The sequence below is a fragment of the Streptomyces sp. NBC_00258 genome (genome assembly GCF_036182465.1).
Lineage (GTDB): Bacteria > Actinomycetota > Actinomycetes > Streptomycetales > Streptomycetaceae > Streptomyces.
The window spans coordinates 3,306,025-3,328,142 of the sequence record NZ_CP108081.1; the positions used below are offsets into that span (position 1 = coordinate 3,306,025).

Here is a 22,118-nt window from a genome sequence, read left to right on the forward strand (position 1 = left end):
GCCTCTACGCGGCCCCCTCCGGCAGTTCGTACGTGCCGTACTCCGGGCGTCCTGCCAGGTCGTACGTGTGGATGGCGACGCCCTTGCTCGTGAGCCGCGCGCCCCTGTGCCGGAACGCGGTCGGCACGGCGCCCTCGGCGAAGAGACGGCGGCCCGTGCCGAGTACGACCGGGAAGGACAGCAGGTGCATCGTGTCGACGAGGTCGAGCGCGAGGAGGGACTGGGCGAGGGCGGCGCTGCCGTGAACCTGGAGTTCCCCGTCGGTCCTCTCCTTGACCGCGGTGACCTCCTCGGCGAGATCGCCGCTGATCACCGTCGTGCCGGCCCATTCGGGCTGCGTGATGCTCGACGAGGCGACGTACTTCGGCAGGGAGTTGAGCTTCCCCGCGACCGGGTCGGCCGGGTCGGTCACCTTCGGCCAGAACCCGGCGAAGATCTCGTACGTGTGGCGGCCGAGCAGGAAGGCGCCCGCGCGGCCGAACACCTCGGTGATGAACTGCCCGAAGTCCTCGTCGTCGTACGGGAAACTCCAGCCGCCGTGCTCGAAGCCGTCGCGGCGGTCCTCGTCACGGCCGCCCGGAGCCTGATGGACGCCGTCGAGGGTGACGAAAGAGGTGAGAGTGAGCTTGCCCATGACGTGCCTTCTTCCGAAGCGGGTGTCCTGTCATCAGCTCAGACCCTCTGAGCACCCGCAACTCATCGGCCGCCCGCCGACGGATCCGCGCCGCGCGCCTCTCGGTCCGTCCCGCGCGCCTCTGGATCCGCCCCTAGTACGTCCCGGTCCGTCTCGCGTACGTCCGGATCCGCCCCTCGTACGTCCTGTCCCGGCTCGGGTGACCTCGGTGTCCGTTCGCCGCCAGCACTCCGCCTGCCCGGCCGCTGGGATGGACCCATGACCTCACAAGCAACCATGAACGGAACAGTGGCCCTCGTGACCGGCGGCAGTCGCGGTATCGGTGCCGCGACCGCCGTGCGGCTCGCTCGGGAGGGCGCGGATGTCGCCCTGACCTACGTACGCGACAAGGAGGCCGCGTGCGACGTCGTGGACCGGATCCGGGCGCTGGGGCGGCGGGCGCTCGCTCTCCGCGCGGACTCCGCCGACGCGGAGGAGGCCGGCGGGGCCGTGGAGCGCGCGGCGGAAGGGCTCGGGCGTCTCGACGTCCTCGTGAACAACGCGGCCGTCGGGCTTCTCGGCCCCCTGGACAGCTTCTCCCTCGCGGACGTCGACCGGGTCCTCGCCGTGAACGTGCGCGGTGTCTTCCTCGCGTCCCAGGCGGCGGCCGCGCGCATGGAGCGTGGCGGGCGGATCATCACCATCGGTACGTGTATGACTCAGCGTGTGCCTGGGCCCGGCGGCACGTTGTACGCGACCGGGAAGTCCGCCCTCGTCGGGCTGACCAAGGCGTTGGCCAGGGAGTTGGGTGAGCGGGGGATCACGGCGAACATCGTTCATCCCGGGCCGATCGATACGGATATGAATCCGGCTGATGGGCCGTATGCGGGTGGGCAGGCCGCGATGACCGCGGTGGGGCGGTTCGGGACGGTCGAGGAAGTTGCCTCCGCGGTGGCGTATCTGGCGGGGGTGGAGGCGGGGTACGTCACCGGGGCGGAGTTCTCTGTCGACGGAGGTCACGCCGCCTGACTCCGGCGGGGCCGAGTTTTTCGCCCCCGCCGCCCCTACCCATTCCCGTCACTACTCGGGGGCCGGCCCCCGAACCCCCGCTCCTCAAACGCCGGAGAGGCTAGCCAGTAGCCCGTCCGGCGTTTGAGGACGAGGAACTCCCCGCCTCAGCCCCCGAGTTCCTGATGCCGCGCAGCCAACCGCGTCGCGCCGTCCTCCGTCAGGGAACCGAACAGCCGCAGCCGCGAGATGCCCCCGTCAGGGAAGATGTCGACGCGCGCATGCGTGCCGACGGCCGGGCCGGCGAGGACGAACCGGTGGTTCGTGTCGGGCTGCAGGCGGGTGCGGGGCAGAACCTCGGCCCACTCCCCGTCCACACCGTCCCGCACCGAAACCGACGCCCACCCGGCCGAGTTGCCCTTCAGATACGCCGTGTCGATCTCGACCGCACGGATCTCGGACCGCGCGACGAGCTGGTAGCGAATCCAGTCGTGCCCCTGATCCCGCCGCCGCCGCGTCTCCCAGCCGTCGTCCATCTTGCGGGAACGCCCCGGCTGGATGGTGTTGGTGGCGGGTGAGTAGAAGAGGTTGGACGCGTCCTCGACCTGCCCGCCGTTCTCCAGGGCGACGACGTCGAAGGTGCCGAGGACCGAGAGCCACCGCGGGTCGGGGACGACCTCGCCGTACACCCGAAGGCGCGCGATGCCACCGTCCGGGTGCTGGTTGACGCGGAGGTGGGTGATGCGCTGCTCCACGTCGACGGCGAAGCCGTTGGCCGCGTGACCGCCGACCGCCGTGCGCGGGACGAGCGTCGTCCACTTCACGTCGTCCGCGAGGAGTTCCTCGGGGGACGGGGAACCGGGGACCGAGGCACCCTCGACGGACACCGCCTGCGGGTAGTTGCCGCGGAAGTGGGCGGTGTCGATGACGATGCCCCGTACGACACCGGGCGCGCCGAGGCGTACGAGCGCCCAGTCGTGGTCGTCTGCCGTGGGCCACGGGTGCTCGGCGGAGGCACCACGCCGGCGCCGGGTCTCCCAGCCGTCCATGATCTTGCCCTTGTGCCCGAAGTGCTCGGGGTCGAACTCGGCCCGCTCGGGCAGGAGCAGGTTCTCGCGCTGGGCGAAGAACTCGTCGTTGGCGGCGATGACCCCGGCGCCGAGCTGCCGGTCGGCGAGGTTGGCGTACTGGGTGAAGGGGAAGTCGGCGCTGCGGTGGTCCGCGTACGGGTCGCCGCCTCCGTAGGGGTTCGCGTCGCCGGTGAAACGGGCCAGGGGGGATTGGTGCTGCGCCGTCACAGTGATCAGGTCTGCCTTTCGGGAGTCGGCCGCTGCGGGTGCGGGGTCGTGCGCGAATCGCTGGTACGGGTACCGGCTCTTCTTCCTCTTTCAGTGGGCTCTGTTTTCAGCGTGCTCTGTCTTTTGTGGTCTCTGTACTTTTGCGGGCTCTGTCTCTTGCGGGGCCAACTACGGGCGCCTGGACAGGAGTTGCCCCCTCGGATCAGCGAACTGCCCGTCCGTCACGATGCGTTCGCCGCGCAGCCACGTGGACCTGACGACGCCGTGCAGAGTTCGGCCCGCGTACGCGGTGACCCGGTTGCGGTGCTGGAGCGCGGCGGGGTCGACGGTGAAGGTCTCGTCGGGTGCGAGGACCGCGAAGTCGGCGTCGAGGCCGACCGCGATGGCGCCCTTGCGGTCGTCGAGGCCGACCAGCCCGGCCGTGCGCGAGGACATCCAGCGGACCACGTCCTCCAGGCCGTACCCGCGCGCCCGGGCCGCGGTCCAGACGGCGGACAGGCTGAGCTGGAGGCCGGAGATGCCGCCCCACGCGGTCGCGAAGTCGTCGGTCTTCAGGTCGGCCGTCGACGGGGAGTGGTCGGTGACCACGCAGTCGATCGTGCCGTCGGCCAGCGCCTGCCACAGCAGGTCCTGGTTGGCGGCCTCACGGATCGGCGGGCAGCACTTGAACTCGCTTGCTCCGTCCGGGACTTCCTCGGCCGTCAGGGTCAGATAGTGGGGGCAGGTCTCGACCGTGACGCGTACGCCCTCGGCCTTGGCGGCGGCGATCAGCGGCAGCGCGTCGCTGGACGACAGGTGCAGCACGTGGACGCGCGCGTTGAGGCGCTTGGCCTGGCCGATGAGGTTCGCGATGGCGGTGTCCTCGGCGTCGCGCGGTCGCGAGGCAAGGAAGTCGGCGTACCTCTGGCCGCTCTTCTGCGGGGCCGCCGCGAGGTGGTGCGGGTCCTCGGCGTGCACGATCAGCAGACCGTCGAATCCGGCGATCTCCGCGAGGGACAGGGCGAGTTGCTCCTGGTCCAGCTCGGGGAACTCGTCGACCCCGGAGGGCGACAGGAACGCCTTGAAGCCGAAGACGCCCGTGTCGTGCAGCGGCCGCAGGTCCTTGACGTTGCCGGGCAGGGCGCCGCCCCAGAAACCGACGTCGATGTGCGCCTTGGAACGGGCGACGTCCTTCTTGATGCGAAGGTGGTCGACCGTCGTGGTCGGCGGCAGGGAGTTGAGGGGCATGTCGACCAGGGTCGTGATGCCGCCGGCCGCCGCGGCGCGTGTGGCGGTCCAGAAGCCCTCCCACTCCGTGCGGCCCGGGTCGTTGACGTGCACGTGGGTGTCGACGAGGCCGGGCAGCAGGACGTCGTCGCCGAAGTCCTCCAGCCGTGCCCCGGCCGGCACCTCGGCGTCGTGCGCGAGCACGGCCGTGATCTTCCCCCCGGAGACGGCGACCGAGGCGGCGCGCGTCCCTTCGGGGGTGATCACGCGCGTCGAGCGCAGGACCAATTCGCCCCATCCGTCGTCGGACACCCGGACCCCTCTCCATGCCGCACGTCTCTCCACGCGGCACATGTCTCTGTGCCGCCCGCTGCCTTCCGCCGTTTACTTCCACGTAACGGAATTCAACGTTCTGTTGAAGGAGTCTTCACTCCCCGCTTCATGCCGTCAAGAGTCGACTTCTCCCCTGACCGCCTCAGGTGAATTCCCTGGACGTTTCCACAAAGCGGAATTACACTTCCACCACGCAGAACGTAACCACACCGAGCCGTGCAGTCAACCAACTGCCGGGTAGGCTGCCTCCCTGCCCGCCTGAAAGGACCGCGCCCGTGCCGACGTCCAGCGCCAGCACCACCGACGCCAAGCCAGCCGCCGCCTCCGGTGGCGTCCAGTCTCTTGAGCGCGCCTTCGATCTGCTGGAGAGGATGGCGGACGCGGGCGGTGAGGTCGGGCTGAGCGAGTTGTCCGCGAGCAGCGGGCTGCCGCTGCCCACCATCCACCGTCTCATGCGCACGCTCGTGGCCTGCGGATATGTACGCCAGCAGGCCAACCGGCGCTATGCGCTCGGCCCGCGTCTGATCCGGCTCGGCGAGTCCGCGTCCCGGCTGCTCGGCACCTGGGCCCGCCCCTACCTGGCGCGCCTGGTCGAGGAGACCGGCGAGACGGCGAACATGGCACTGCTCGACGGCGACGAGATCGTGTACGTGGCGCAGGTGCCGTCCAAGCACTCGATGCGGATGTTCACCGAGGTGGGCCGCCGGGTACTGCCGCACTCCACGGGCGTCGGCAAGGCCCTGCTCGCACACGTCCCGGCCGACGAGGTGCGCGCCCTCCTGTCCCGTACGGGCATGCCCGCGGCGACGGAGAAGACGATCACGACCCCGGACGAGTTCCTCAGCGCGCTCGAAGAGGTACGGAGCGCCGGGTACGCGGTGGACGACAACGAGCAGGAGATCGGGGTCCGCTGCCTCGCCGTCTCCGTGCCCAACTCCCCCACCGCAGCGGCGATTTCGATCTCCGGTCCGGCCGGCCGTGTCACGGAGACGGCGACGGACCGGATCGTGCCCGTGCTCCAGCAGGTGGCGGTGGAGCTGTCGGAGGCCCTGGCCAGTTCGGGATCGACCACCTGAACGAAGTCAGCGCCGGGGCGGCTCTCCGAAGAGTTCCACCGCGCTGCGTACGCCCGCGAGCCCGGCGGACAGTGCGCTGACCGAGCCGATGGAACCGGCGATCAGGAGCAGTGAGCGGCGCAGGCGCGGCACTTCCGGCATCCCGGTGACGGCCATCGCGGCAAGGGCCGCGAGCTCGTCCTCCGCTATGCCCCGGTCCGGGAACTCGGCCGGATGCGCGGCGAGTTCGCGGCGCAGCCTGGACACCGCGGTCCGCAACTCCGCCACTCTCGGATCCTCGTCGCTGCCGGTCACTGGCCTCTGTCCCAAGCTCCGCAACACAGCTCTCCCCCTCGCACGTCTTAGTGCGCGATACGTGGTGCCTGCTCCGCGCCGCCGCCCAAATCCGTCCCGTGGCGCTGGTCGGGCGCCCAGGGACGCGGGACAGTAAACGCCACCCGATGCGGTGGGCGCCACCACGAGGACCGAAATTCAGTCCCCGGACACCGCGAGGCCCGCAGGGGTTCCGGGGCACGTCCGCCCCCGGTCGGGTATGCAGGGGGGATGACGGAGAACAACGAGCAGGTCGCCGGGCTGCTGCTGGCCGCCGGCGGGGGGCGCCGCCTCGGCGGACGCCCCAAGGCGCTGCTGACCCACCGGGGACACCCTCTCGTCGAACACGCGGTCGGAACACTGCGGGCGGGCGGCTGCACCCGGATCCATGTGGTGCTCGGCGCCGGTGCGGATGCCGTGCGCGAGCGGGCCGTGCTGCCCGGCTGCGTGCTCGTGGACAACCCCGAATGGGCGCAGGGCATGGGCTCCTCACTGCGGGCCGGCCTGGACTCGCTGGCCGGTACGGACGTCCGGGCCGTCCTGGTGTCACTGGTGGACCAGCCGGGGATCGGACCGGAAGCCGTGGCCCGCGTACACGCCGCGTACACGTCGGACGAAACGCTCGCGGCGGCCTCGTACGACGGGGAGAGAGGGCATCCGGTGCTGTTCGGCGCCCGTCACTGGGCGGGGATCGCCGTGACCGCGACCGGGGACCGCGGGGCGCGCGCCTATCTCAAGGCACACGAGGACGAGATCGTGCTCGTCGAATGCGGGGACGTGGCCCGGCCCTACGACATCGACACGGAGAGCGACCTGGTCCACCTTGAGTGAACGGGGTGGCACCGAGCGCCACATTCCCTCGAAGCGGAGAATCTCGACGTCAACAAATCATTGAACTTCCACCATGAGGAAACTACTATCCACTGTTCAGAAGCGTCCGACTGTCCTCCCGGTCCCGTCGGTCGCTTCAGGTTCCGCTGGCACCCGGTGCCGCGGCGTACTCACGTCAGCTCGCTGAAGGAAGTGACAGTTCATGTCCGCACCAGCGCCGTCCCCGCTGGCCATCGTCGACGCCGAGCCCCTGCCCCGGCAGGAAGAGGTCCTCACCGACGCGGCCCTCGCCTTCGTGGCCGAGCTGCACCGGCGGTTCACGCCCCGGCGTGACGAGCTCCTCGCCCGCCGCGCCGAGCGCCGCGCCGAGATCGCCCGCACCTCCACCCTCGACTTCCTCCCGGAGACCGCCGCGATCCGCGCGGACGACTCCTGGAAGGTGGCCCCGTCGCCGGAGGCCCTGAACGACCGCCGCGTCGAGATCACCGGCCCCACCGACCGCAAGATGACCATCAACGCCCTCAACTCGGGTGCGAAGGTGTGGCTCGCGGACTTCGAGGACGCCTCCGCGCCCACCTGGGAGAACGTGGTCACCGGCCAGGTGAACATGGCCGCCGCGTACACCCGCAGCATCGACTTCACCGACGAGCGCACCGGCAAGTCGTACGCCCTGAAGGCCCCCGCGGAGCTGGCGACCGTCGTCATGCGCCCACGCGGCTGGCATCTGAACGAGCGTCACCTCGTCGACGCCGAGGGCACCCCGGTCCCGGGCGCGCTCGTCGACTTCGGCCTGTACTTCTTCCACAACGCCCAGCGCCTCCTCGACCTCGGCAAGGGCCCGTACTTCTACCTCCCGAAGACGGAGTCGCACCTGGAGGCCCGCCTCTGGAACGAGGTGTTCGTCTTCGCGCAGGACTACGTCGGTATCCCGCAGGGCACCGTCCGCGCGACCGTCCTGATCGAGACGATCACGGCCGCGTACGAGATGGAGGAGATCCTCTACGAACTCCGCGACCACGCTTCGGGGTTGAACGCGGGCCGCTGGGACTACCTCTTCTCCATCGTCAAGAACTTCCGTGACGGCGGGCAGAGGTTCGTCCTGCCTGACCGCAACGCGGTGACGATGACGGCCCCGTTCATGCGCGCGTACACCGAACTCCTCGTCCGCACCTGCCACAAGCGCGGCGCGCACGCGATCGGCGGCATGGCGGCGTTCATCCCCTCGCGGCGCGACGAAGAGGTCAACAAGGTCGCCTTCGAGAAGGTCAAGGCCGACAAGGACCGTGAGGCGGGCGACGGCTTCGACGGATCGTGGGTGGCCCACCCGGACCTCGTGCCGATCGCGATGGCGTCCTTCGACGCCGTGCTCGGCGACAGGCCGAACCAGAAGGACCGGCTGCGCGAGGACGTCGATGTGAAGGCGGCCGACCTCATCGCCGTCGACTCCCTCGACGCCAGGCCCACCTACGACGGACTCGTCAACGCCGTCCAGGTCGGCATCCGTTACATCGAGGCCTGGCTGCGTGGTCTCGGCGCGGTCGCGATCTTCAACCTGATGGAGGACGCGGCCACGGCCGAGATCTCCCGTTCGCAGATCTGGCAGTGGATCAACGCGGGCGTCGAGTTCGAGCACGACGGGAACACCGTGAAGGCCACGCCCGAGCTGGCCCGCGAGATCGCGGACCGGGAACTGGCCGACATCCGCGCCGAGATCGGCGAGGAGGCCTTCGCGGCCGGCCGCTGGCAGCAGGCCCACGACCTGCTGCTCACGGTCGCCCTCGACGAGGACTACGCGGACTTCCTGACCCTGCCGGCCTACGAGCAGCTGGCCGGCTGAGCAAACCCGGCGGCAGACGCCTCACTTCTCCGAGTGGCCCAGGGATTTTTCCGGGGCCACTCGGTCGCGTACGAGGCGCTTGACGGCCGTCGGCTCGGGGAAGCCCTGCTCGCGGCGGTCCCAGATCACCTCGTCGTCGACCCGTACGACGAAGACGCCGCCGGTGCCCGGCTTGAGCGCGAGCTCCGTCAGCTCCTGCTCGAAGGTGGTGAGGAGTTCCTGGGCGAGCCAGGCGGCGCGGGGCAGCCAGCGGCACTGGGTGCAGTACTCGATCTGAACGCGGTGCGTGGTCTCATGCGTGTTCTCAGTGGTCACCCGAGCATTCTCGGCCGTCATCCGAGGTGCACCGACCAATCCTGTTCCGCCGGCGGCTTGCCGTGCAGGTCGGGGACCTGCTTGAGCCAGTTCGGCCGGCCCCGCCGGGTCTTCGCCGCGCGGTCCGCGTCCTCGGCGGCGAGCTGTTCCCGGGTGGGGAAGTCCGTGGGGAGCCAGGACGCGGAGGCCCTGGCACGGGCGAGCAGGTACCCGACGTACGCCTCACGGGCCTCGTCCGGCGTCGCGAAACCGGGCTCGTCAGCGAGCCAGGCGTCGGGCACCTCCGCCGTGATCGCGCGCAGCAGTTCCTCCGTCACCTTGGGCGCGAGCTCGGCGTCCGCCGCGCGTGTGTCGGGGGTGTGGCCGCCGAGCGCGTGGCGCCGGAAGTCGTACGCCTTGTCCGGCTCGGAGGCGTCCCAGCGGTGGTGGAAGACCAGGGCAGCGCCGTGGTCGATCAGCCACAGCCGCGGGGGCGCGACACCGAGCGTGGGCCAGATCATCAGGTTCGAACTGTGCGTCGTACGGTCCACGTTGACCGTGAGGGCGTCCAGCCAGATGATCCTGCCCGCCTCCAGCGGGTCGACGGGGAACGTCTTCGCGACCTCCGGAGTGAAGTCCTTGGCGCCGGACAGGTAGTCCATGCCGAGATTCAGGCCCGCGCTGGCCCGGAGCAGGTCCTGGACCTCCTGGTGGGGCTCGTGCGCGCCGACCGCGGGGTCGAAGTGCACCAGCACCAGCTCGGGGAACCGCAGCCCGAGGGCGCGCGCCAGTTCCCCGACGATCACCTCGGCGACCAGCGCCTTGCGCCCCTGCGCCGAGCCCGTGAACTTCACGACGTACGTCCCCAGGTCGTCGGCCTCGACGACTCCGGGCACGGAACCGCCCGCCCGGAGGGGTTCGACGTAGCGGGTCGCGCTAACTTTCCTCAGCATTTTCTCGGGCCACCTGCTTCATTGACCTTGCAATCCATGGACGACCTTGGAGGTGTCAAACAGCGGAAACCGCCCGTCATGAAGTGAGCATATTAATCGAGGGCCAGTAAGTGGGGGGCGTTCCCCCATGTGCCTCCCGGGTCCCGCGGGCACTGTGAGCAGGTCGATTCACACAACCGAGAGGGATTCCATGGGGAGAAAAGCGTTACTCCGGGTCTTGGTGGTCGCGGCGATGGCCGGTTCCGCGGTGACCTTGACCGGCGGGCCCGCGAGCGCGGCCACCGGTGTGTTCAAGAGCGGGACCAACATCGTCGTGAACGCGGCGCAGGGCCGCGCGAACAACATCACGGTCAGTCTGTCCGGGAACTTCATCATCATCCGGGACACCTCCGACACCCTGACCGCCGGTCTCAACTGCACCCTCCTGACCAACGGCACGGTGGCCTGCCCGGTGACCGTCAGCTCCGACACGGTCGTGGTCAACGCCGGGGACGGCAACGACACCATCACCAAGACCGCCAACGTCCGCAGTGAGCTGAAGGGCGAGTCGGGCAACGATGTCATCAACGGCGGCCCCAGCCCCGGCAGCAACAGCCTCAATGGCGGCACGGGCAACGACACCCTGAACGGCAGCGCCACCTTCGACCTCCTCATCGGCGGCACCGGTGCCGACCGGATCAGCGGCGGGGGCGGCACCAACGACGTCGTCAGCTACCTGGAGAGCGGCTCGGGCGTGGTCGTGGACATCGACAACGCCGCCGACGACGGCATCGGCGGGGAGGGTGACAACGTTCTCACCGACGTCGAGATCGTCTACGGCAGCCAGTTCGGCGACACGCTCACCGGGGGCACGGCGGGCGACATCCTGTCCGGCTTCGGGGGCAACGACCTCCTGGTGGGCGGCACGGGCAACGACACCCTGGTCGGCGGCGCCGGCAACGACACCCACAGCGGCGGAGCCGGCAACGATACCCTCGACGGTGTCGACGGCGTGTTCGGCAACGACTCCCTCAACGGGGGCGCCAACACCGACACCTGCACCGCGGACACGAGCGACACGAAGAGCGCCTGCGAGGCCTGACCACCCGCACCGCTGATTCCGCAGTGCTGATTCCACGGTCGCCGAATCCGTAGTCGCTGCCGCCTCGTAACTCCGGAGCGCCTGCCGCGAGCACCGGTTCCACCACTCGCGCCAGGTGCTCCGGAGCCGCTCCGCGGCCGCGGTGCCGACCGCCGGCCGAAACGGTCGGAGTCACTGCCCGTCCGCGTACCGGCGTGCCAGGGTGATCAGGGCGGCCCGGCCGTTCTGATCGGTACGGTTCCGGAGACTCGCGAGGTGCTTCTCGACGGTGCGCGGCGAGAGGAAGAGCTGCTCGGCGATCTCCTGGTTGCCGAGCCCCCGGCCGAGCAGGCGCAGCACCTCGTACTCCCGCGCGGTCACCCCCGCCCGCCGCAGCTCCTGTGGAATCGTGTCGTGGCCCTCACGGCGGCGGGCCACGGGAGAGCCCGCTTCCCGCAGCATGGCGCGGCAGGCGGCCGACACCCGTGTCGTGCCCCGGTCGTGGAAGAACTGCTCGGCGGCGCGCAGCCACTCGACAGGGCGTCCCCAGCCGTCGGCGAGCGCCGCGGAAGCCCCCAGGCGCAGACAAAGGTGGCGGGCCAGGGGGATGGTGTCGGTCCCGGCCAGTGCTTCCTCGGCCGCCTTGGCGGCCTCGGCGGCCCGGCCCTCGCGGCCCAGCAGCACGGCCCGGGACCACCCCGCGAAGGGCCGGTCCCAGTGGACCTGGGTGAGCCGGTCCGCGACGGCCCCGTCCAGCTCCGCCCAGCCGGCCGCGCCCCGTACGGTCCGCAGGAGCAGGTAGGGGCCCAGGAAACCGGCGACCCCGCGAGTGCTGGGCAGTGCCCGCATGACCCGGTCCGCCTCGGTGAACTCGGCCATCGCGCGGTCGGGTTCCTCCCGCAGCAGGGAGCAGATGCCCTGGGCCCAGCCCCACACGGAGGTGTCGGCGTAGCCCCAGAGCGCTCCGGCGCTCCGCCCGGCCAGTGCGCTCTCCATGACGTGCAGCGCGGCCTGGAGTTTCTGCCGGTCCCCACGTGAGGCGGCGATGATGGCGTCCATTCCGACACCGATCAGCTGCACCTCGCGCAACCGCAGCCTGTCGGCCGTCGTCCGGAGCCGCCGGGCGGACTCCAGGGCGCTGTCGTGCTCGTCGCGCAGCACATGGGCCTGCGTCAGGTGCATGTCGGCCCAGGCCGTCATGAGCACCGCACCGGTCTCCTCGGCCGCCTTCCGTGCGGCCAGCAGCCGATCGGTTCCGGTGGTCCGGATCCGGTCCAGCACGCCGAGTTCCAGCAGGCCGCGTATCCGCCAGACCGGCAGCGCACGGGTCTCGGCCGTGGCCACCAGGCGTTCGAACACCTTCTCCGCCTCGGCCAGATCGTGAGGCCGCAGGCAGTATCCGAGCATGTTCAGCGCCTTGCAGCTCACCTCCGGCAGTCCGACCGCCTCGGCGGTCGCCACGGCCCCTTCGGCCAGGGCCCTGGCGCTCTCCAGCCGGTCCGGGCGCTGCGAGTTGAGCACCAGGTGCGCGGCGACCGCGTCCAGGGCGGCGCGGGACGCGGGGTCGGGCTCGGCTCCGAGCAGCTCCCGTGCCCGCCGCACGGCGGTCAGGCCCTCCTCCCACTGCTGCGCGGTGGCGGCGGCTCTGGCCCGGGCCAGGAAACCCGCGGCGCGGCGGGCGGGCGGCGCGCCCCACGCGGTCAGGACACCGTCCAACCTGTCGCCGAGTTCAGGCACGCGCCGGACGTCGCCCGTGAGGACGAGTGTCCCCAGTAACTCCTCCAGCAGCCCGGCCACCGCCTCGGGCGGGGCGTCCGCGGCGCCGGAGGTCAACTCCAGGCCCCGGTCGAGGAGTTCCACCGCGGTCAGCAGAGCGCCCCGCAGGACCGCCTGCCGGCCGGCCCGGGTGAGCAGCACGGCCGCCCGCGCCCGCTGCCCGCCGGCGACGCACAGTTCCGCGGCCAGGCGGTACAGGTCGTCACCCGAGTCACTGCCGATCAGGTCGTGCGGCTCCCCGGCCCGCCGGGCGGGGCGGCCCGCGTCCCACGGATCCGGCCCTGTGGCGTCGGCGGACTCGATCGCGTCGGCCGCGGCGAGACAGAGCGCCGCCCGCTCCACGGGCAGCAGCCGGTGGGTGATGGCGTCGGCGGTCAGGGCGTGGCGGAACGTGTGCCAGCCGGGCTCCTCCGCCGTGGCACCGTCGGTGACCAGATGGGCGCGAGCCGCATGCCGCAGCTGACGGAGTGCCGTCGGCCTGTCGAGCCCGGCGACACCGGCGGCGATGTCCACCGGGAAGCGCCTGCCCAGGACGGCCGCCGCTTCCAGGAGCGCGACACCGGGCGGTTCCAGATGGTCCACGCGCTGGAGGACGGCGGCGGCGACCGACGCGGGCACGTCGGCGTTCAGCGAGCCGGTCACCGTCCAGCCGTCGCCCTGCCGCTGAACGAGGTTGCCGCCGGCGACCATGGCGGACAGCAGTTCCTCCACGACGAAGGGGACACCTTCGGAGACGGCGTGCAGACGGTCCAGTACCGCTGCCGGTACGTTGCCCGCGTCGTCGTGACCCAGACAGCGGGCGGCCAGCTCCGCGGTGTGGGCGGGGCCGAGGCGGGCGAGGCGCAGGGTGCGGGCCGTACGGCGGGACGCGGCGGCCTCGGCGAGGTCGAGGGCCGGTCCGGGCCCACCGCGCAGGGTGGCCAGCAGGACGGCCCGCCGGCCGGGAAGGTTGTCCGTGAGGTAGTCGACGATCGTGAGCGTGTCGGCGTCCGCGTCGTGCAGGTCCTCCAGCACCAGGAGACAGCCACCGGTGTGTCCGAGGGTCCCCAGGAGCCGCAGCACCGCCTCGGCGTAGCCCACCAGGGGCGCACCGTCCTGCGGCGCCAGCCCGCACAGTCGCGACAGCAGCGGCTCGTACGGGCCCAGGTCCCCGTCGGCGGGCGCCCCTTCGCCGCGCAGTCCGGAGAACACGGCTTCCGCCAGCGGGCGCAGCGGCACCGCGCGCCCGGCGGACGCGGCCCGCCCTCGCAGCACCCGAAAACCGGTGCGTACGGCGGCCTCCGCGGCCTCCTCGACGAGGCGTGACTTGCCGATGCCCGGCTCGCCGAGCACGAACACCGAGGAGCCCCGCCCCTCGCCCGCCGATCGGACGGCCTCGGTCAGAAGATCCCGCTCCGGTTCTCTGCCGACCAGTACCGATGACGACAACGACGACACTCAGGCCCCCCTGCGCCCTCTTCCGGGATGCCCCCCGGCACCCGTCGAAAGCTCCTTCGAATCCGCACAGCGTAGTACCCACGAGTCACAGGAACCGCACAACTACATGGGGGCACTTCCCCGATGTCCGCGGCTGCCGGCGGGCGGCAGGCTCTCTTCCAGCAGGGCAGGGGGGACAGGGCATGGCCCGGGGGACATGCCCTGCCTGCTGTTCTTTCATCGATGGGGGTCGCCACATGTCTTCAACACCGTCAATGCCGTCAATGCCGCGTGCCCGCGCATGGATCACCGCCGGGCTTCTGAGCCTGGCCCTGTGCGGGTGCTCGTCGCTCACCGGAGGCACGGGCGGAAGCACGGGAGGCGACAACGGCGGTTCGTCGTCGACGAGTTCGGCGGCGGACGCCCCGGAGGTACCGGCGACCTCGCTGGACCTGGAGCGGGTGTGCACGGACGGGCTCGGCTACTCGGGGATGCCCGCCTACGACCGTACGAAGAAGACCGTGCACCCGGCGATGCTCATGAACAACCCCGGTGACACCTGGTCGCAGTTCGAGCCGCCCGCCGGCGACTTCCCCAAGGGCTGGATCCTCGGCTACTCGGACAAGCCGGCCGACGCCGAGCTGGTCGTCTGCGTCCAGCGCACCAAGGCGAGCCCGACCGGCAAGAAGTGCGACATGGAGAGCGACGACGGCAAACCGTTCACCGTCAGTACGTACAACACCTCGTACCGTCTGAAGGTCGTCGAGGCGCGCACGGGCGAGGAGTTGTTCAAGCACACGGGTGAGGCCAAGTCCGACGAGTGCCCGATGTACATGTTCACCTCTGAGGGCGAGGACAAGGACAAGCACTACAACGAAGTGCGGCCGAAGGACTACCGCAAGCGCGTGCAGCCCTTCATCGCGCCCTAGCCTTCACCTCGGCCGTCCCGCCCTCGCCTCTCCCCCGGAGGACAGCATGCCCGACACGACCACCACCGCCGTCGACCTCACCGAGCTCGGCGTCGCCCGCGGTGGCTCCCGTCGGCTCACCGGCCATCTCACCCGGCCCGTGGGGGCGGGCCCCTGGCCCGGTGTCGTCGTGGTCCATGAGGCGCTGGGCGTCAATGATGTGATGCACCGTCAGGCGGAACGCCTCGCGAGAGCCGGGTACCTCGTCGTCATGCCGGACCTGTTCAGCGACGGAGGGGCCGTCCGCTGCCTGGTGCCGACCTTCCGGGCGGCCCTGTCCGGACACGGCCGTGCCTTCCGCGACATCGCGGCGGCCCGCGCCCGCCTCGCCCAGGATCCCGACTGCACCGGGCGGATCGGCATCATCGGCTTCTGCATGGGCGGTTCCTTCGCCCTCCTCGCCGTGCACGACGGCGAGTTCGACGCCGCCTCCGTCAACTACGGCCGCCTGCCGAAGGAGCTCGACGGGGCCCTCGGCGGTTCCTGCCCCGTCGTCGCGAGTTACGGGGCCCGCGACCGTACGCTGCCGGGCGCGGCCCGCAGGCTGGAGGCGTCCCTCGACCGGCTCGGCGTCGTCCACGACGTCAAGGATTACCCGGAGGCCGGGCATTCGTTCCTCAACGACGCCGAGGTGGGGCCACGCGCACTGCGTCCGCTGATGCGTGTCGTCGGAATCAGACCGCACCCGGAGTCCGCGGTCGACGCCTGGCGGCGCATCGACGGCTTCTTCGCCACGCACCTCAAGGCGGAAGGCCGCAAGGACTGACTCGGTTGTGGCGGACGCGCCGCACAGCACCGGCCACTGTGATCCGGTCGACAGGACGGCCGACCGGTGTCTATTGCCCGCTGCCCGCCGCGTCCGGCGTGCGCAAGGGGTTCGGGACGGGCAGATAGCGTGCGTCGGCGCCGTCCGCGCCGGTCCAGCGCAGCAGCAGATTGGTCTTGCCGGGGAGGGTCGGGGCCCGGAGCAGTTCGGCCGCTTCGGGCAGCTCATCGCCGTACCGCGTCAGCTCTCGTCGCACGGCGCCCCAGAGCTCCATGCCCGGGTACCGCTCCCCCAGCGCCTCCGCGATCTCCAGCAGGTTGTTGACGACGAGGCAGTACACCAGCCGCTCCCACCCGGCCGCGCGCGTCACCTCGGGCAGCAGTTTCACGCCTTCCGCGTCACGGAACAGGGCCTGCACCGGCGTCCCGTCGGCGTCCACGGCGACCACCGTGTTCTGCAGATGCGCTTCGAGTACGACCCCGTGCCGGGCGAACAACTCCAGGGCGGGCGGGACGACTTGGCGCAGATACGCCGTCCACCAGGCGACCGGGGCGGCGAGGCCTTCGAGGGGGTTGCCCTCGAAGGCCTCCGTCAGCGCGGCGGCCAGGACCGGGGTCGCGCCCGGGGTCACATGCGTGCGCAGCCCGTCGCGTACGAGGACGGCGAGCTCCTCGAAGGCGAAGTCCGCGGTGCGGTAGCCGCGGTCGCTCAGCCAGGCCGCGGGGGTGCCCACGGCCGCGAAGGCCGAGGTCACCGCCGCGTCCGTGCGGCGCAGCCGGAGGAGGTCGTGACGCCAGAGGCGGCGGATGTCGTTGGTGATGCGGACGTCGAGGCTGAACTTCAGGAAGAGGTCGGTGCCGGGGACGTACAGCGTGCGGATGGCCGCGGTGGGCCAGACCGTCCACGAGGATGTCCCCAGCCGTACGAGGCGGCCGTCCGCGAATGCCTCGCGGATCTCCGGGCGGGCGCCGACGAGGTCGAGCTGCCAGGGGTGGGCGGGCAGCAGGCGATAGCCGGGCGGCGCCTCGCCCAGCCCGTCGAGCACGCCCGTGTCGCCGTCCTCCACGCACACGTCCTCCCTCAGCCCCAGGAGCACCAGCGGGAAGCTGGTGTACGCCTCGGGAGCGTACGGAATCCAGCCGGTGACCGGGCCGCCGCCGCGGGCCTTGGGGGCGGGATGGTAGGGATGTCCGGTGATCAGGGACTGTTCGGAACGCCGGTACAGGCCGCCGGGCGGGGGCATCCCCTCCCTGGCGGTCAGGATCGCCGCCACCGCGTCCCGGCTGTCGATCATCTCGATGGGCAGTTCGGGGTTGGACAGGCCGGTGTGGCCGCGGAGGACCTCGGCGGTGAGTTTGACCAGTTCCGCGTGGCTGAGGCGCTGCCAGGCACCGGCGGCGTACACCTCCGGCTCGGCGGGGCGGCGTCCGTCGCGCACCCGCAGGAGCCGTCCCCCGGCCGGCAGCCGGTACACGCGCCGGTCGCCGGGCTCCCCGGATCCCGGTGCGGGGTCGCCGAGCTCCCGCAGCAGACAATTGAGCAGCGGTGCCGCCGCGTACGCATCGGCTGCTTCGCCGATGCCGTCCCCGGGGTGCATGGGTGGCATGGGGTGCATGAGGTCCACGCGATCCGTTCGTTGCGTACGGTGCCCTGGCGCTCAGTATGTCCGGCGTTGTACCCGGCCGCGACGCCGTCCCCACACCCTAGGAGCCCTCTGTGCACCCTCCCCGCACCCCGGCCGAGACCGAGGCCGTTCTCGCCGCCGAGCTGCGCACCGTACGCCCCGCCCTGCTGTCCCCGTACACGGTCGAACTCCCCGGTGCCCGCGCGGCCGTCCTGACCCGGCTGTGGCGCGGGCTCGTCCATGAACCACTGCCCTGGGTCGTGCGCCGGGAGGCGGCGGGGCGCGACGGGCTGGTGCTCCGGCTGGCCGACGGGCGTCGTCTGTACGGCCCGGCCCCGGACGCGTACGCGACGGCCGCCACCGTCAGGGAGGTCGAGCTGGACGGGACGGCGTACAGCCACCCGGCCGGACTCATGACGGCACTCGGGCTGCCGCACGGTCACGCCTTCGCCGTCGAACTCGGCCACAGTGTCGCCTCGTTGGCGCTCTCCCGCGCCAACCAGCCCGCGATGAGCTCCCCTTTCACGTCCTGGGGGTGGGAGCAGCGGGTCGTGGACGGGCATCCGTTCCATCCCAACTGCCGTTCGCGGCCGGGCTTCTCGGTGGCCGAGCAGCTGGCGTACGCGCCGGAGCACCGGGCGGACGTCGAGCTGGGGCTGGTGGCCGTGCCGCAGGACGCGTGCCTGATGGGCGGCGAGTGGCCGTTCCGGGAGGCGGGGCGCGTGCTGATCCCCGTACACCCGTGGCAGGCGCGGCATGTGCTGAAGGACGAGAGGGCGGTCGGGGAAGGTGTCGCCGGGGAGAGCGTGACCGCGCATCCCCTGATGTCCCTGCGGACGCTGGCCCTTCCGGACGGACCGCACGTCAAGACCGCGCTCAGTGCCCGGCTGACCTCGTCGGTGCGGGACATCTCGGTGTACTCGATCGAGTCGGCCGCGGCCGTCTCGGCGTTCATGGAGGCGATGGCCGGGCGCCTGGACGGGATGCTGCACATCACCCGGACCCTCGGCGCGGTCACGGCCAACACCCCTGATCTGGCAGCGGTGTTGCGCGAGTCGCCGGACGTGTACGCGGGGGCGGGCGAGCGGGTCGTCCCGGTCGCCGCTCTCGCCTCGACCGTGCTGCCGCAGTCCCCGGCCTGGCTGGCCGAGTTCAGCCGGCTCGCGCTCACCGTCGGGCTGCGCCTGCTCGACCTGGGCGTGGCCCTGGAGGCGCACGGCCAGAACCTGCTGGTGGTGCTCTCGCCCGCGGGCGCCCCGCTGCGGCTCGTCTACCGCGATCTGGCCGACATCCGGATCAGCCCGGCACGGCTGGCCCGCCACGGGATTCCGGCCCCGGACCTGACGGGCCGTATCGTCACGGACGACGAGTCCGTCCTGCGCAGCAAGCTCTTCGGCTCGCTCGTCGCGGGCGCGCTGGCGGCGACGGCGGGTTCGGCGACCGCGCTGGGAGGGGCGCTGTCCACAGCCGTACGGGATCTGCCGCGCACCCCGGATCTCGCGGCTCTGCTCGAAGAGCCGCTGCCGGCCAAGGCGTTGACGACGATGCGGCTGTCGCCCGAGCGGCCGGGGGACATCTGGGCGCGGCTGCCGAATCCGCTCGCCGAGTCGGGCACGGGCCCGCGGGACACCGGCTCGTCCTGAAGTCCGAACGTCCGAAGGCCACTTCGTTCGACCGTCGGCCACCCCCTCGTTTTGAAGCGTGACGCCATTGATCAATAGGATCCGGCGATGATCACAAGACAACGGCTGGCGGCGGGCGCCTGCGCCCTGCTCGCCGCCCTGACGGCCGGGATCGCCCTCCCGGCCGGAGCCGTCGCCGGCGAACCCACGGGTGACGCAGCGCCCAAGGTCGACCTCGTCCTCGACGTCAGCGGTTCCATGCGCGCGCGGGACATCGACGGACAGACGCGGATGGCCGCGGCGAAGCAGGCCTTCAACGAGGTCCTCGACGCGACCCCCGAGGAGGTCCAGCTCGGTATACGGACACTCGGCGCCAACTACCCGGGCGACGACCGCAAGACGGGCTGCAAGGACACCGAACAGCTCTACCCCGTCGGGCCCTTGGACCGCACGGAGGCGAAGACCGCCGTCGCGACCCTCGCGCCCACCGGCTGGACCCCGATCGGCCCGGCGCTGCTCAAGGCGGCCGACGACCTGGAGGGCGGCGAGGGATCCCGCCGTATCGTCCTCATCAGCGACGGCGAGGACACCTGCGCCCCGCTGGACCCGTGCGAGGTGGCCCGGGAGATCGCCGCCAAGGGGATCGGGCTCACCATCGACACGCTCGGCCTGGTGCCGAACACCAAACTGCGGCAGCAGCTGAGCTGTATCGCGGAGGCGACCGGCGGAACGTACACCTCGATCGAGCACACCGACGAACTCACCGACAAGGTCAACCAGTTGGTGGACCGGGCCGCCGACCCGGTGGTCACGCCGGTCGCCGTGAACGGCGCCGACGCATGTGCACAGGCGCGCACGCTCGAGTCCGGGCTCTACACCGACCGCGAGGAGTTCGGGCAGCACCGCTGGTACCGCGTGGACGTCCCTGCGGGCTTCGAACTGCGCGCGTCGGTGAGCGTGGCGGCCGACCGTCAGGTCGACCCGGACTACGGGGTGTCGCTGCGGGCGGTGACCGTGAGCGGCCGCGAGATCGTGCGCGGCGAGTCGACCGGCTCCGGCCGGACCGACGTCATGTCCGCCGGTCTGCGCTATCCCAAGGCGGAGAGCGAGGACGACGATTCCGACGACAAGCCCGCGGCCGAGGCCGTGTGTCTGGAGGTCGCCAACTCCTTCTCGGCGGCTTCCGGCGTCAAGACCACGCCCGGACTGCCGCTCGAACTGACCGTCGACGTCGTCGACGGTCCCGACACGTCGAGCGACGTGGCCTCCTTCGGCCTCGGTCGCGGCTGGTGGCTGCTCGGCGCCCTGGTGCTCACCGGCTTCCTCGCGGGTGTGCTGTGGGGCTGGGTTTCGCGTTGGCGGGTCGCGGTCTGGAGGACCAACTGATGCGTACTTCTCGTGTGTTGAACCCCCGCGTGCCGAGCGCTCGTGTGTCGAGTGCCGGTCGGGCAGGCCGTGCCGTCCGTGCGGTGGGGGCGGGTCTGCTGGTGCTGGGGGCCGTCGCGTCCCCCGCGGCCGCCGACTCCTCGCCCTCCGTCGGCCCGTCGGACGACGACGCCGCGCCCACGTCGGCCGGTACGTCGTTCCGTACGGCGACCGAGGTCGACCAGGGGCAGCGGGCCACGGCGAGCGCGTCCATGGGCGACTACCTGTACTGGTCGTTCCCCGCCGATGCCGGGCAGCGGCCCACCGTGAAGGCGACGGTGAAACTGCCCGACGCGCACGCCTCAGCGACCTGGCAGGTCGACGTGTACGACGGTCTGCGGCGCCGCCAGGCGTGCCAGTACGGGGCGCAGACGCGGACGGCCGCCCAGGACGCGGCCTCAGTGGAGCTGTCCTGCACCCTGCGTACGGTGCGTGCCTGGTCCGAGCCGTGGGCCGACGATCCGCTGCCGGGCACGTACTACGTCCGGCTGACCACCGTCGGCCTCAAGACGGCCGACCTCGGGCTGCCGGTGAGCGCCGAGGTCCAGGTCGACTCGAAGGACGTCGGCGGGGCCGCCGCGGTGGACGGCTCGCTGGCCGAGCCGCTCGTACCCGGGGTCGCCGTGGCGGCGGGCAGCGACAGCGACGAGGACTCCGGGACCTCGGTCGCCGTGCTGTCCAGCATCGAGCCCGATGACGGCTGGGCCTCCGGCTGGTGGTCCGACCGTTGGGTGTGGACCGCGGTGGGGGGCGTGCTGGCCGCGCTCGCGGGGGTTGGTGGGTATTCGCTGACCCGGGGAGTGGGCCGGCCTTCACGGGTTCCGCCGAGTGCCTGACCGCTGCGCCGGGTGGCCGTTCTGTGTCTGCGGGTCGGCTGCGGCCGGTCGCGCAGTTCCCCGCGCCCCTTATGGGGCGCTGGAGTTCAGCGGGCTCTGACCGATCCCGCGTGAGCGCTTCGCAAGACAGGCCCGTCGTGCCAACTCCATGGCACGGCGGGCCCTTTGGTGTTCCTGGTACGAGGTCAGGCCTCCCGGAGCGCCTTGGCCAGAGGACTTTCGCCCGTCACCGTGATGCGGCCGTCCCGTACCGCGTCGAGGAGGACCAGGTCGCCTCTCGCGAGTGCCGTGCATGCCTCGGCGTCGAGGGAGAGGCCGGCGTCGGGTTCCTCGGGGGCCGGGCCCTCCCCGTAGACCGGGCCGTCCTGTGCGCCGAGTCGTACGTAGAACTCCCCTTCGTCCAGCCGGACTTGGACGACGCCGTCGCCGAGTCCCTCCAGGGAGCGCAGCAGTGGCAGCGCGAACCAGTGGGCGCGTACCGCGTCGGTGGGGCGCCGTTCCGCCAGCAGGGGTGCGCCCCACTCGCCGAGCGCCTGGAGGAGGGGCAGCAACTCGCGCCCACGGCCGGTGAGTTCGTACACGTTCGCCGCTCCCGGCGGGGGCAGCCGTCGCCGGGTCGCCAGGCCGTCCCGCTCCATGTCCTTGAGCCGGGAGGCGAGGACGTCCGTGCTCACGCCGGGCAGATCCGCGTGCAGGTCGGTGTAGCGGCGCGGACCGGCCAGCAGCTCGCGGACGATCAGGAGCGTCCAGCGGTCACCGAGGGCATCGAGGGCCCGGGCAGCGGAACAGTACTGGTCGTAGCTTCGGCGAGGTGACATGCGACGCAGTCTAGACAACTTGTTGGACTTTCCAAGCTCGAACTTG

Annotated in this window: 19 protein-coding genes; 10 read left to right on the forward strand and 9 right to left on the reverse strand. The window is 71.4% G+C overall.

Annotated elements, in window-relative coordinates; translation table 11 throughout:
* Positions 1-4: 4 nt before the first annotated feature.
* A complete protein-coding gene (locus OG718_RS14830; RefSeq protein ID WP_328844339.1) occupies positions 5-634 on the reverse strand; it encodes a dihydrofolate reductase family protein in 630 nt (209 codons plus the stop codon).
* Positions 635-892: 258 nt separating this feature from the next.
* Between OG718_RS14830 and OG718_RS14835 the strand changes: the two genes are divergently transcribed.
* Positions 893-1,642, forward strand: a complete 750-nt coding sequence (locus tag OG718_RS14835; RefSeq protein WP_328844340.1) for a 3-oxoacyl-ACP reductase family protein — start codon at positions 893-895, stop codon at positions 1,640-1,642.
* Positions 1,643-1,788: 146 nt separating this feature from the next.
* Here OG718_RS14835 and alc read toward each other — a convergent pair whose 3' ends face one another.
* The gene (gene alc, locus OG718_RS14840; protein ID WP_143642017.1) at positions 1,789-2,919 is read right to left on the reverse strand and encodes an allantoicase; all 1,131 of its coding nucleotides are present in this window, start codon (positions 2,917-2,919) and stop codon (positions 1,789-1,791) included.
* A 168-nt stretch (positions 2,920-3,087) separates the two neighbouring features.
* Positions 3,088-4,437: an allantoinase AllB gene (allB, locus tag OG718_RS14845; protein ID WP_260695620.1), complete on the reverse strand. Its 1,350-nt coding sequence runs from the start codon at positions 4,435-4,437 to the stop codon at positions 3,088-3,090.
* Positions 4,438-4,733: 296 nt separating this feature from the next.
* Here allB and OG718_RS14850 point away from each other — a divergent pair, with 296 nt between their 5' ends.
* Positions 4,734-5,534 (forward strand): IclR family transcriptional regulator, encoded by an 801-nt coding sequence (locus OG718_RS14850; protein WP_306936797.1) that lies wholly within the window; start codon positions 4,734-4,736, stop codon positions 5,532-5,534.
* Positions 5,535-5,540: 6 nt separating this feature from the next.
* Here OG718_RS14850 and OG718_RS14855 read toward each other — a convergent pair whose 3' ends face one another.
* Positions 5,541-5,855, reverse strand: a complete 315-nt coding sequence (locus tag OG718_RS14855; protein WP_143642011.1) for a DUF5955 family protein — start codon at positions 5,853-5,855, stop codon at positions 5,541-5,543.
* Between the two features lie 222 nt (positions 5,856-6,077).
* Here OG718_RS14855 and OG718_RS14860 point away from each other — a divergent pair, with 222 nt between their 5' ends.
* Positions 6,078-6,677 (forward strand): nucleotidyltransferase family protein, encoded by a 600-nt coding sequence (locus OG718_RS14860; protein WP_328844341.1) that lies wholly within the window; start codon positions 6,078-6,080, stop codon positions 6,675-6,677.
* Positions 6,678-6,879: 202 nt separating this feature from the next.
* Complete coding sequence (gene aceB / locus OG718_RS14865) at positions 6,880-8,514, forward strand: malate synthase A (RefSeq protein ID WP_328844342.1); 1,635 nt, start codon at positions 6,880-6,882, stop codon at positions 8,512-8,514.
* A 21-nt stretch (positions 8,515-8,535) separates the two neighbouring features.
* Here the strand turns inward: aceB and OG718_RS14870 are convergent, their stop codons facing one another.
* The gene (locus tag OG718_RS14870) at positions 8,536-8,829 is read right to left on the reverse strand and encodes a SelT/SelW/SelH family protein (RefSeq protein ID WP_306936800.1); all 294 of its coding nucleotides are present in this window, start codon (positions 8,827-8,829) and stop codon (positions 8,536-8,538) included.
* 17 nt (positions 8,830-8,846) lie between these two features.
* The gene (locus OG718_RS14875) at positions 8,847-9,761 is read right to left on the reverse strand and encodes a HipA family kinase (RefSeq protein ID WP_143642003.1); all 915 of its coding nucleotides are present in this window, start codon (positions 9,759-9,761) and stop codon (positions 8,847-8,849) included.
* Between the two features lie 232 nt (positions 9,762-9,993).
* On the opposite strand from OG718_RS14875, the gene OG718_RS14880 reads away from it, so the two are divergent.
* A complete protein-coding gene (locus OG718_RS14880) occupies positions 9,994-10,842 on the forward strand; it encodes a calcium-binding protein (RefSeq protein ID WP_260695615.1) in 849 nt (282 codons plus the stop codon).
* Positions 10,843-11,013: 171 nt separating this feature from the next.
* On the opposite strand, the gene OG718_RS14885 is transcribed toward OG718_RS14880, so the two are convergent.
* Positions 11,014-14,025, reverse strand: coding sequence for a helix-turn-helix transcriptional regulator (locus tag OG718_RS14885; RefSeq protein ID WP_328844343.1), 3,012 nt, complete (start codon positions 14,023-14,025; stop codon positions 11,014-11,016).
* Between the two features lie 272 nt (positions 14,026-14,297).
* Between OG718_RS14885 and OG718_RS14890 the strand changes: the two genes are divergently transcribed.
* Together OG718_RS14890 and OG718_RS14895 are read left to right on the forward strand one after the other, a co-directional pair.
* Positions 14,298-14,942 (forward strand): hypothetical protein, encoded by a 645-nt coding sequence (locus tag OG718_RS14890; protein WP_328844344.1) that lies wholly within the window; start codon positions 14,298-14,300, stop codon positions 14,940-14,942.
* A 46-nt stretch (positions 14,943-14,988) separates the two neighbouring features.
* Positions 14,989-15,747, forward strand: a complete 759-nt coding sequence (locus OG718_RS14895) for a dienelactone hydrolase family protein (protein WP_328844345.1) — start codon at positions 14,989-14,991, stop codon at positions 15,745-15,747.
* A gap of 70 nt (positions 15,748-15,817) precedes the next feature.
* Here the strand turns inward: OG718_RS14895 and OG718_RS14900 are convergent, their stop codons facing one another.
* Positions 15,818-17,353 carry an IucA/IucC family protein gene (locus tag OG718_RS14900; RefSeq protein ID WP_443055047.1) on the reverse strand — a complete coding sequence of 512 codons (1,536 nt, stop codon included), beginning with the start codon at positions 17,351-17,353 and terminating at the stop codon, positions 15,818-15,820.
* A 110-nt stretch (positions 17,354-17,463) separates the two neighbouring features.
* Here OG718_RS14900 and OG718_RS14905 point away from each other — a divergent pair, with 110 nt between their 5' ends.
* From OG718_RS14905 to OG718_RS14915, 3 genes are all read left to right on the forward strand, one after another.
* Positions 17,464-19,014 carry an IucA/IucC family protein gene (locus OG718_RS14905; RefSeq protein ID WP_143641993.1) on the forward strand — a complete coding sequence of 517 codons (1,551 nt, stop codon included), beginning with the start codon at positions 17,464-17,466 and terminating at the stop codon, positions 19,012-19,014.
* Positions 19,015-19,101: 87 nt separating this feature from the next.
* Complete coding sequence (locus tag OG718_RS14910) at positions 19,102-20,379, forward strand: VWA domain-containing protein (RefSeq protein ID WP_328844347.1); 1,278 nt, start codon at positions 19,102-19,104, stop codon at positions 20,377-20,379.
* Positions 20,379-21,254, forward strand: a complete 876-nt coding sequence (locus OG718_RS14915; RefSeq protein ID WP_328844348.1) for a hypothetical protein — start codon at positions 20,379-20,381, stop codon at positions 21,252-21,254. The genes OG718_RS14910 and OG718_RS14915 overlap by 1 nt, the downstream gene beginning before the upstream one ends.
* A 185-nt stretch (positions 21,255-21,439) precedes the next feature.
* On the opposite strand, the gene OG718_RS14920 is transcribed toward OG718_RS14915, so the two are convergent.
* Positions 21,440-22,072, reverse strand: a complete 633-nt coding sequence (locus OG718_RS14920; protein ID WP_328844349.1) for a helix-turn-helix domain-containing protein — start codon at positions 22,070-22,072, stop codon at positions 21,440-21,442.
* Positions 22,073-22,118: the final 46 nt, after the last annotated feature.

What these genes read in the sequence shown, in the direction of transcription:
- OG718_RS14830 (WP_328844339.1), bottom strand. Translation starts at nt 634, where the DNA reads ATGGGCAAGCTCACTCTCACCTCTTTCGTCACCCTCGACGGCGTCCAT.
- OG718_RS14835 (WP_328844340.1), top strand. Translation starts at nt 893, where the DNA reads ATGACCTCACAAGCAACCATGAACGGAACAGTGGCCCTCGTGACCGGC.
- OG718_RS14860 (WP_328844341.1), top strand. Translation starts at nt 6,078, where the DNA reads ATGACGGAGAACAACGAGCAGGTCGCCGGGCTGCTGCTGGCCGCCGGC.
- aceB (WP_328844342.1), top strand. Translation starts at nt 6,880, where the DNA reads ATGTCCGCACCAGCGCCGTCCCCGCTGGCCATCGTCGACGCCGAGCCC.
- OG718_RS14875 (WP_143642003.1), bottom strand. Translation starts at nt 9,761, where the DNA reads ATGCTGAGGAAAGTTAGCGCGACCCGCTACGTCGAACCCCTCCGGGCG.
- OG718_RS14880 (WP_260695615.1), top strand. Translation starts at nt 9,994, where the DNA reads ATGGCCGGTTCCGCGGTGACCTTGACCGGCGGGCCCGCGAGCGCGGCC.
- OG718_RS14890 (WP_328844344.1), top strand. Translation starts at nt 14,298, where the DNA reads ATGCCGCGTGCCCGCGCATGGATCACCGCCGGGCTTCTGAGCCTGGCC.
- OG718_RS14895 (WP_328844345.1), top strand. Translation starts at nt 14,989, where the DNA reads ATGCCCGACACGACCACCACCGCCGTCGACCTCACCGAGCTCGGCGTC.
- OG718_RS14900 (WP_443055047.1), bottom strand. Translation starts at nt 17,353, where the DNA reads ATGCCACCCATGCACCCCGGGGACGGCATCGGCGAAGCAGCCGATGCG.
- OG718_RS14910 (WP_328844347.1), top strand. Translation starts at nt 19,102, where the DNA reads ATGATCACAAGACAACGGCTGGCGGCGGGCGCCTGCGCCCTGCTCGCC.
- OG718_RS14915 (WP_328844348.1), top strand. Translation starts at nt 20,379, where the DNA reads ATGCGTACTTCTCGTGTGTTGAACCCCCGCGTGCCGAGCGCTCGTGTG.
- OG718_RS14920 (WP_328844349.1), bottom strand. Translation starts at nt 22,072, where the DNA reads ATGTCACCTCGCCGAAGCTACGACCAGTACTGTTCCGCTGCCCGGGCC.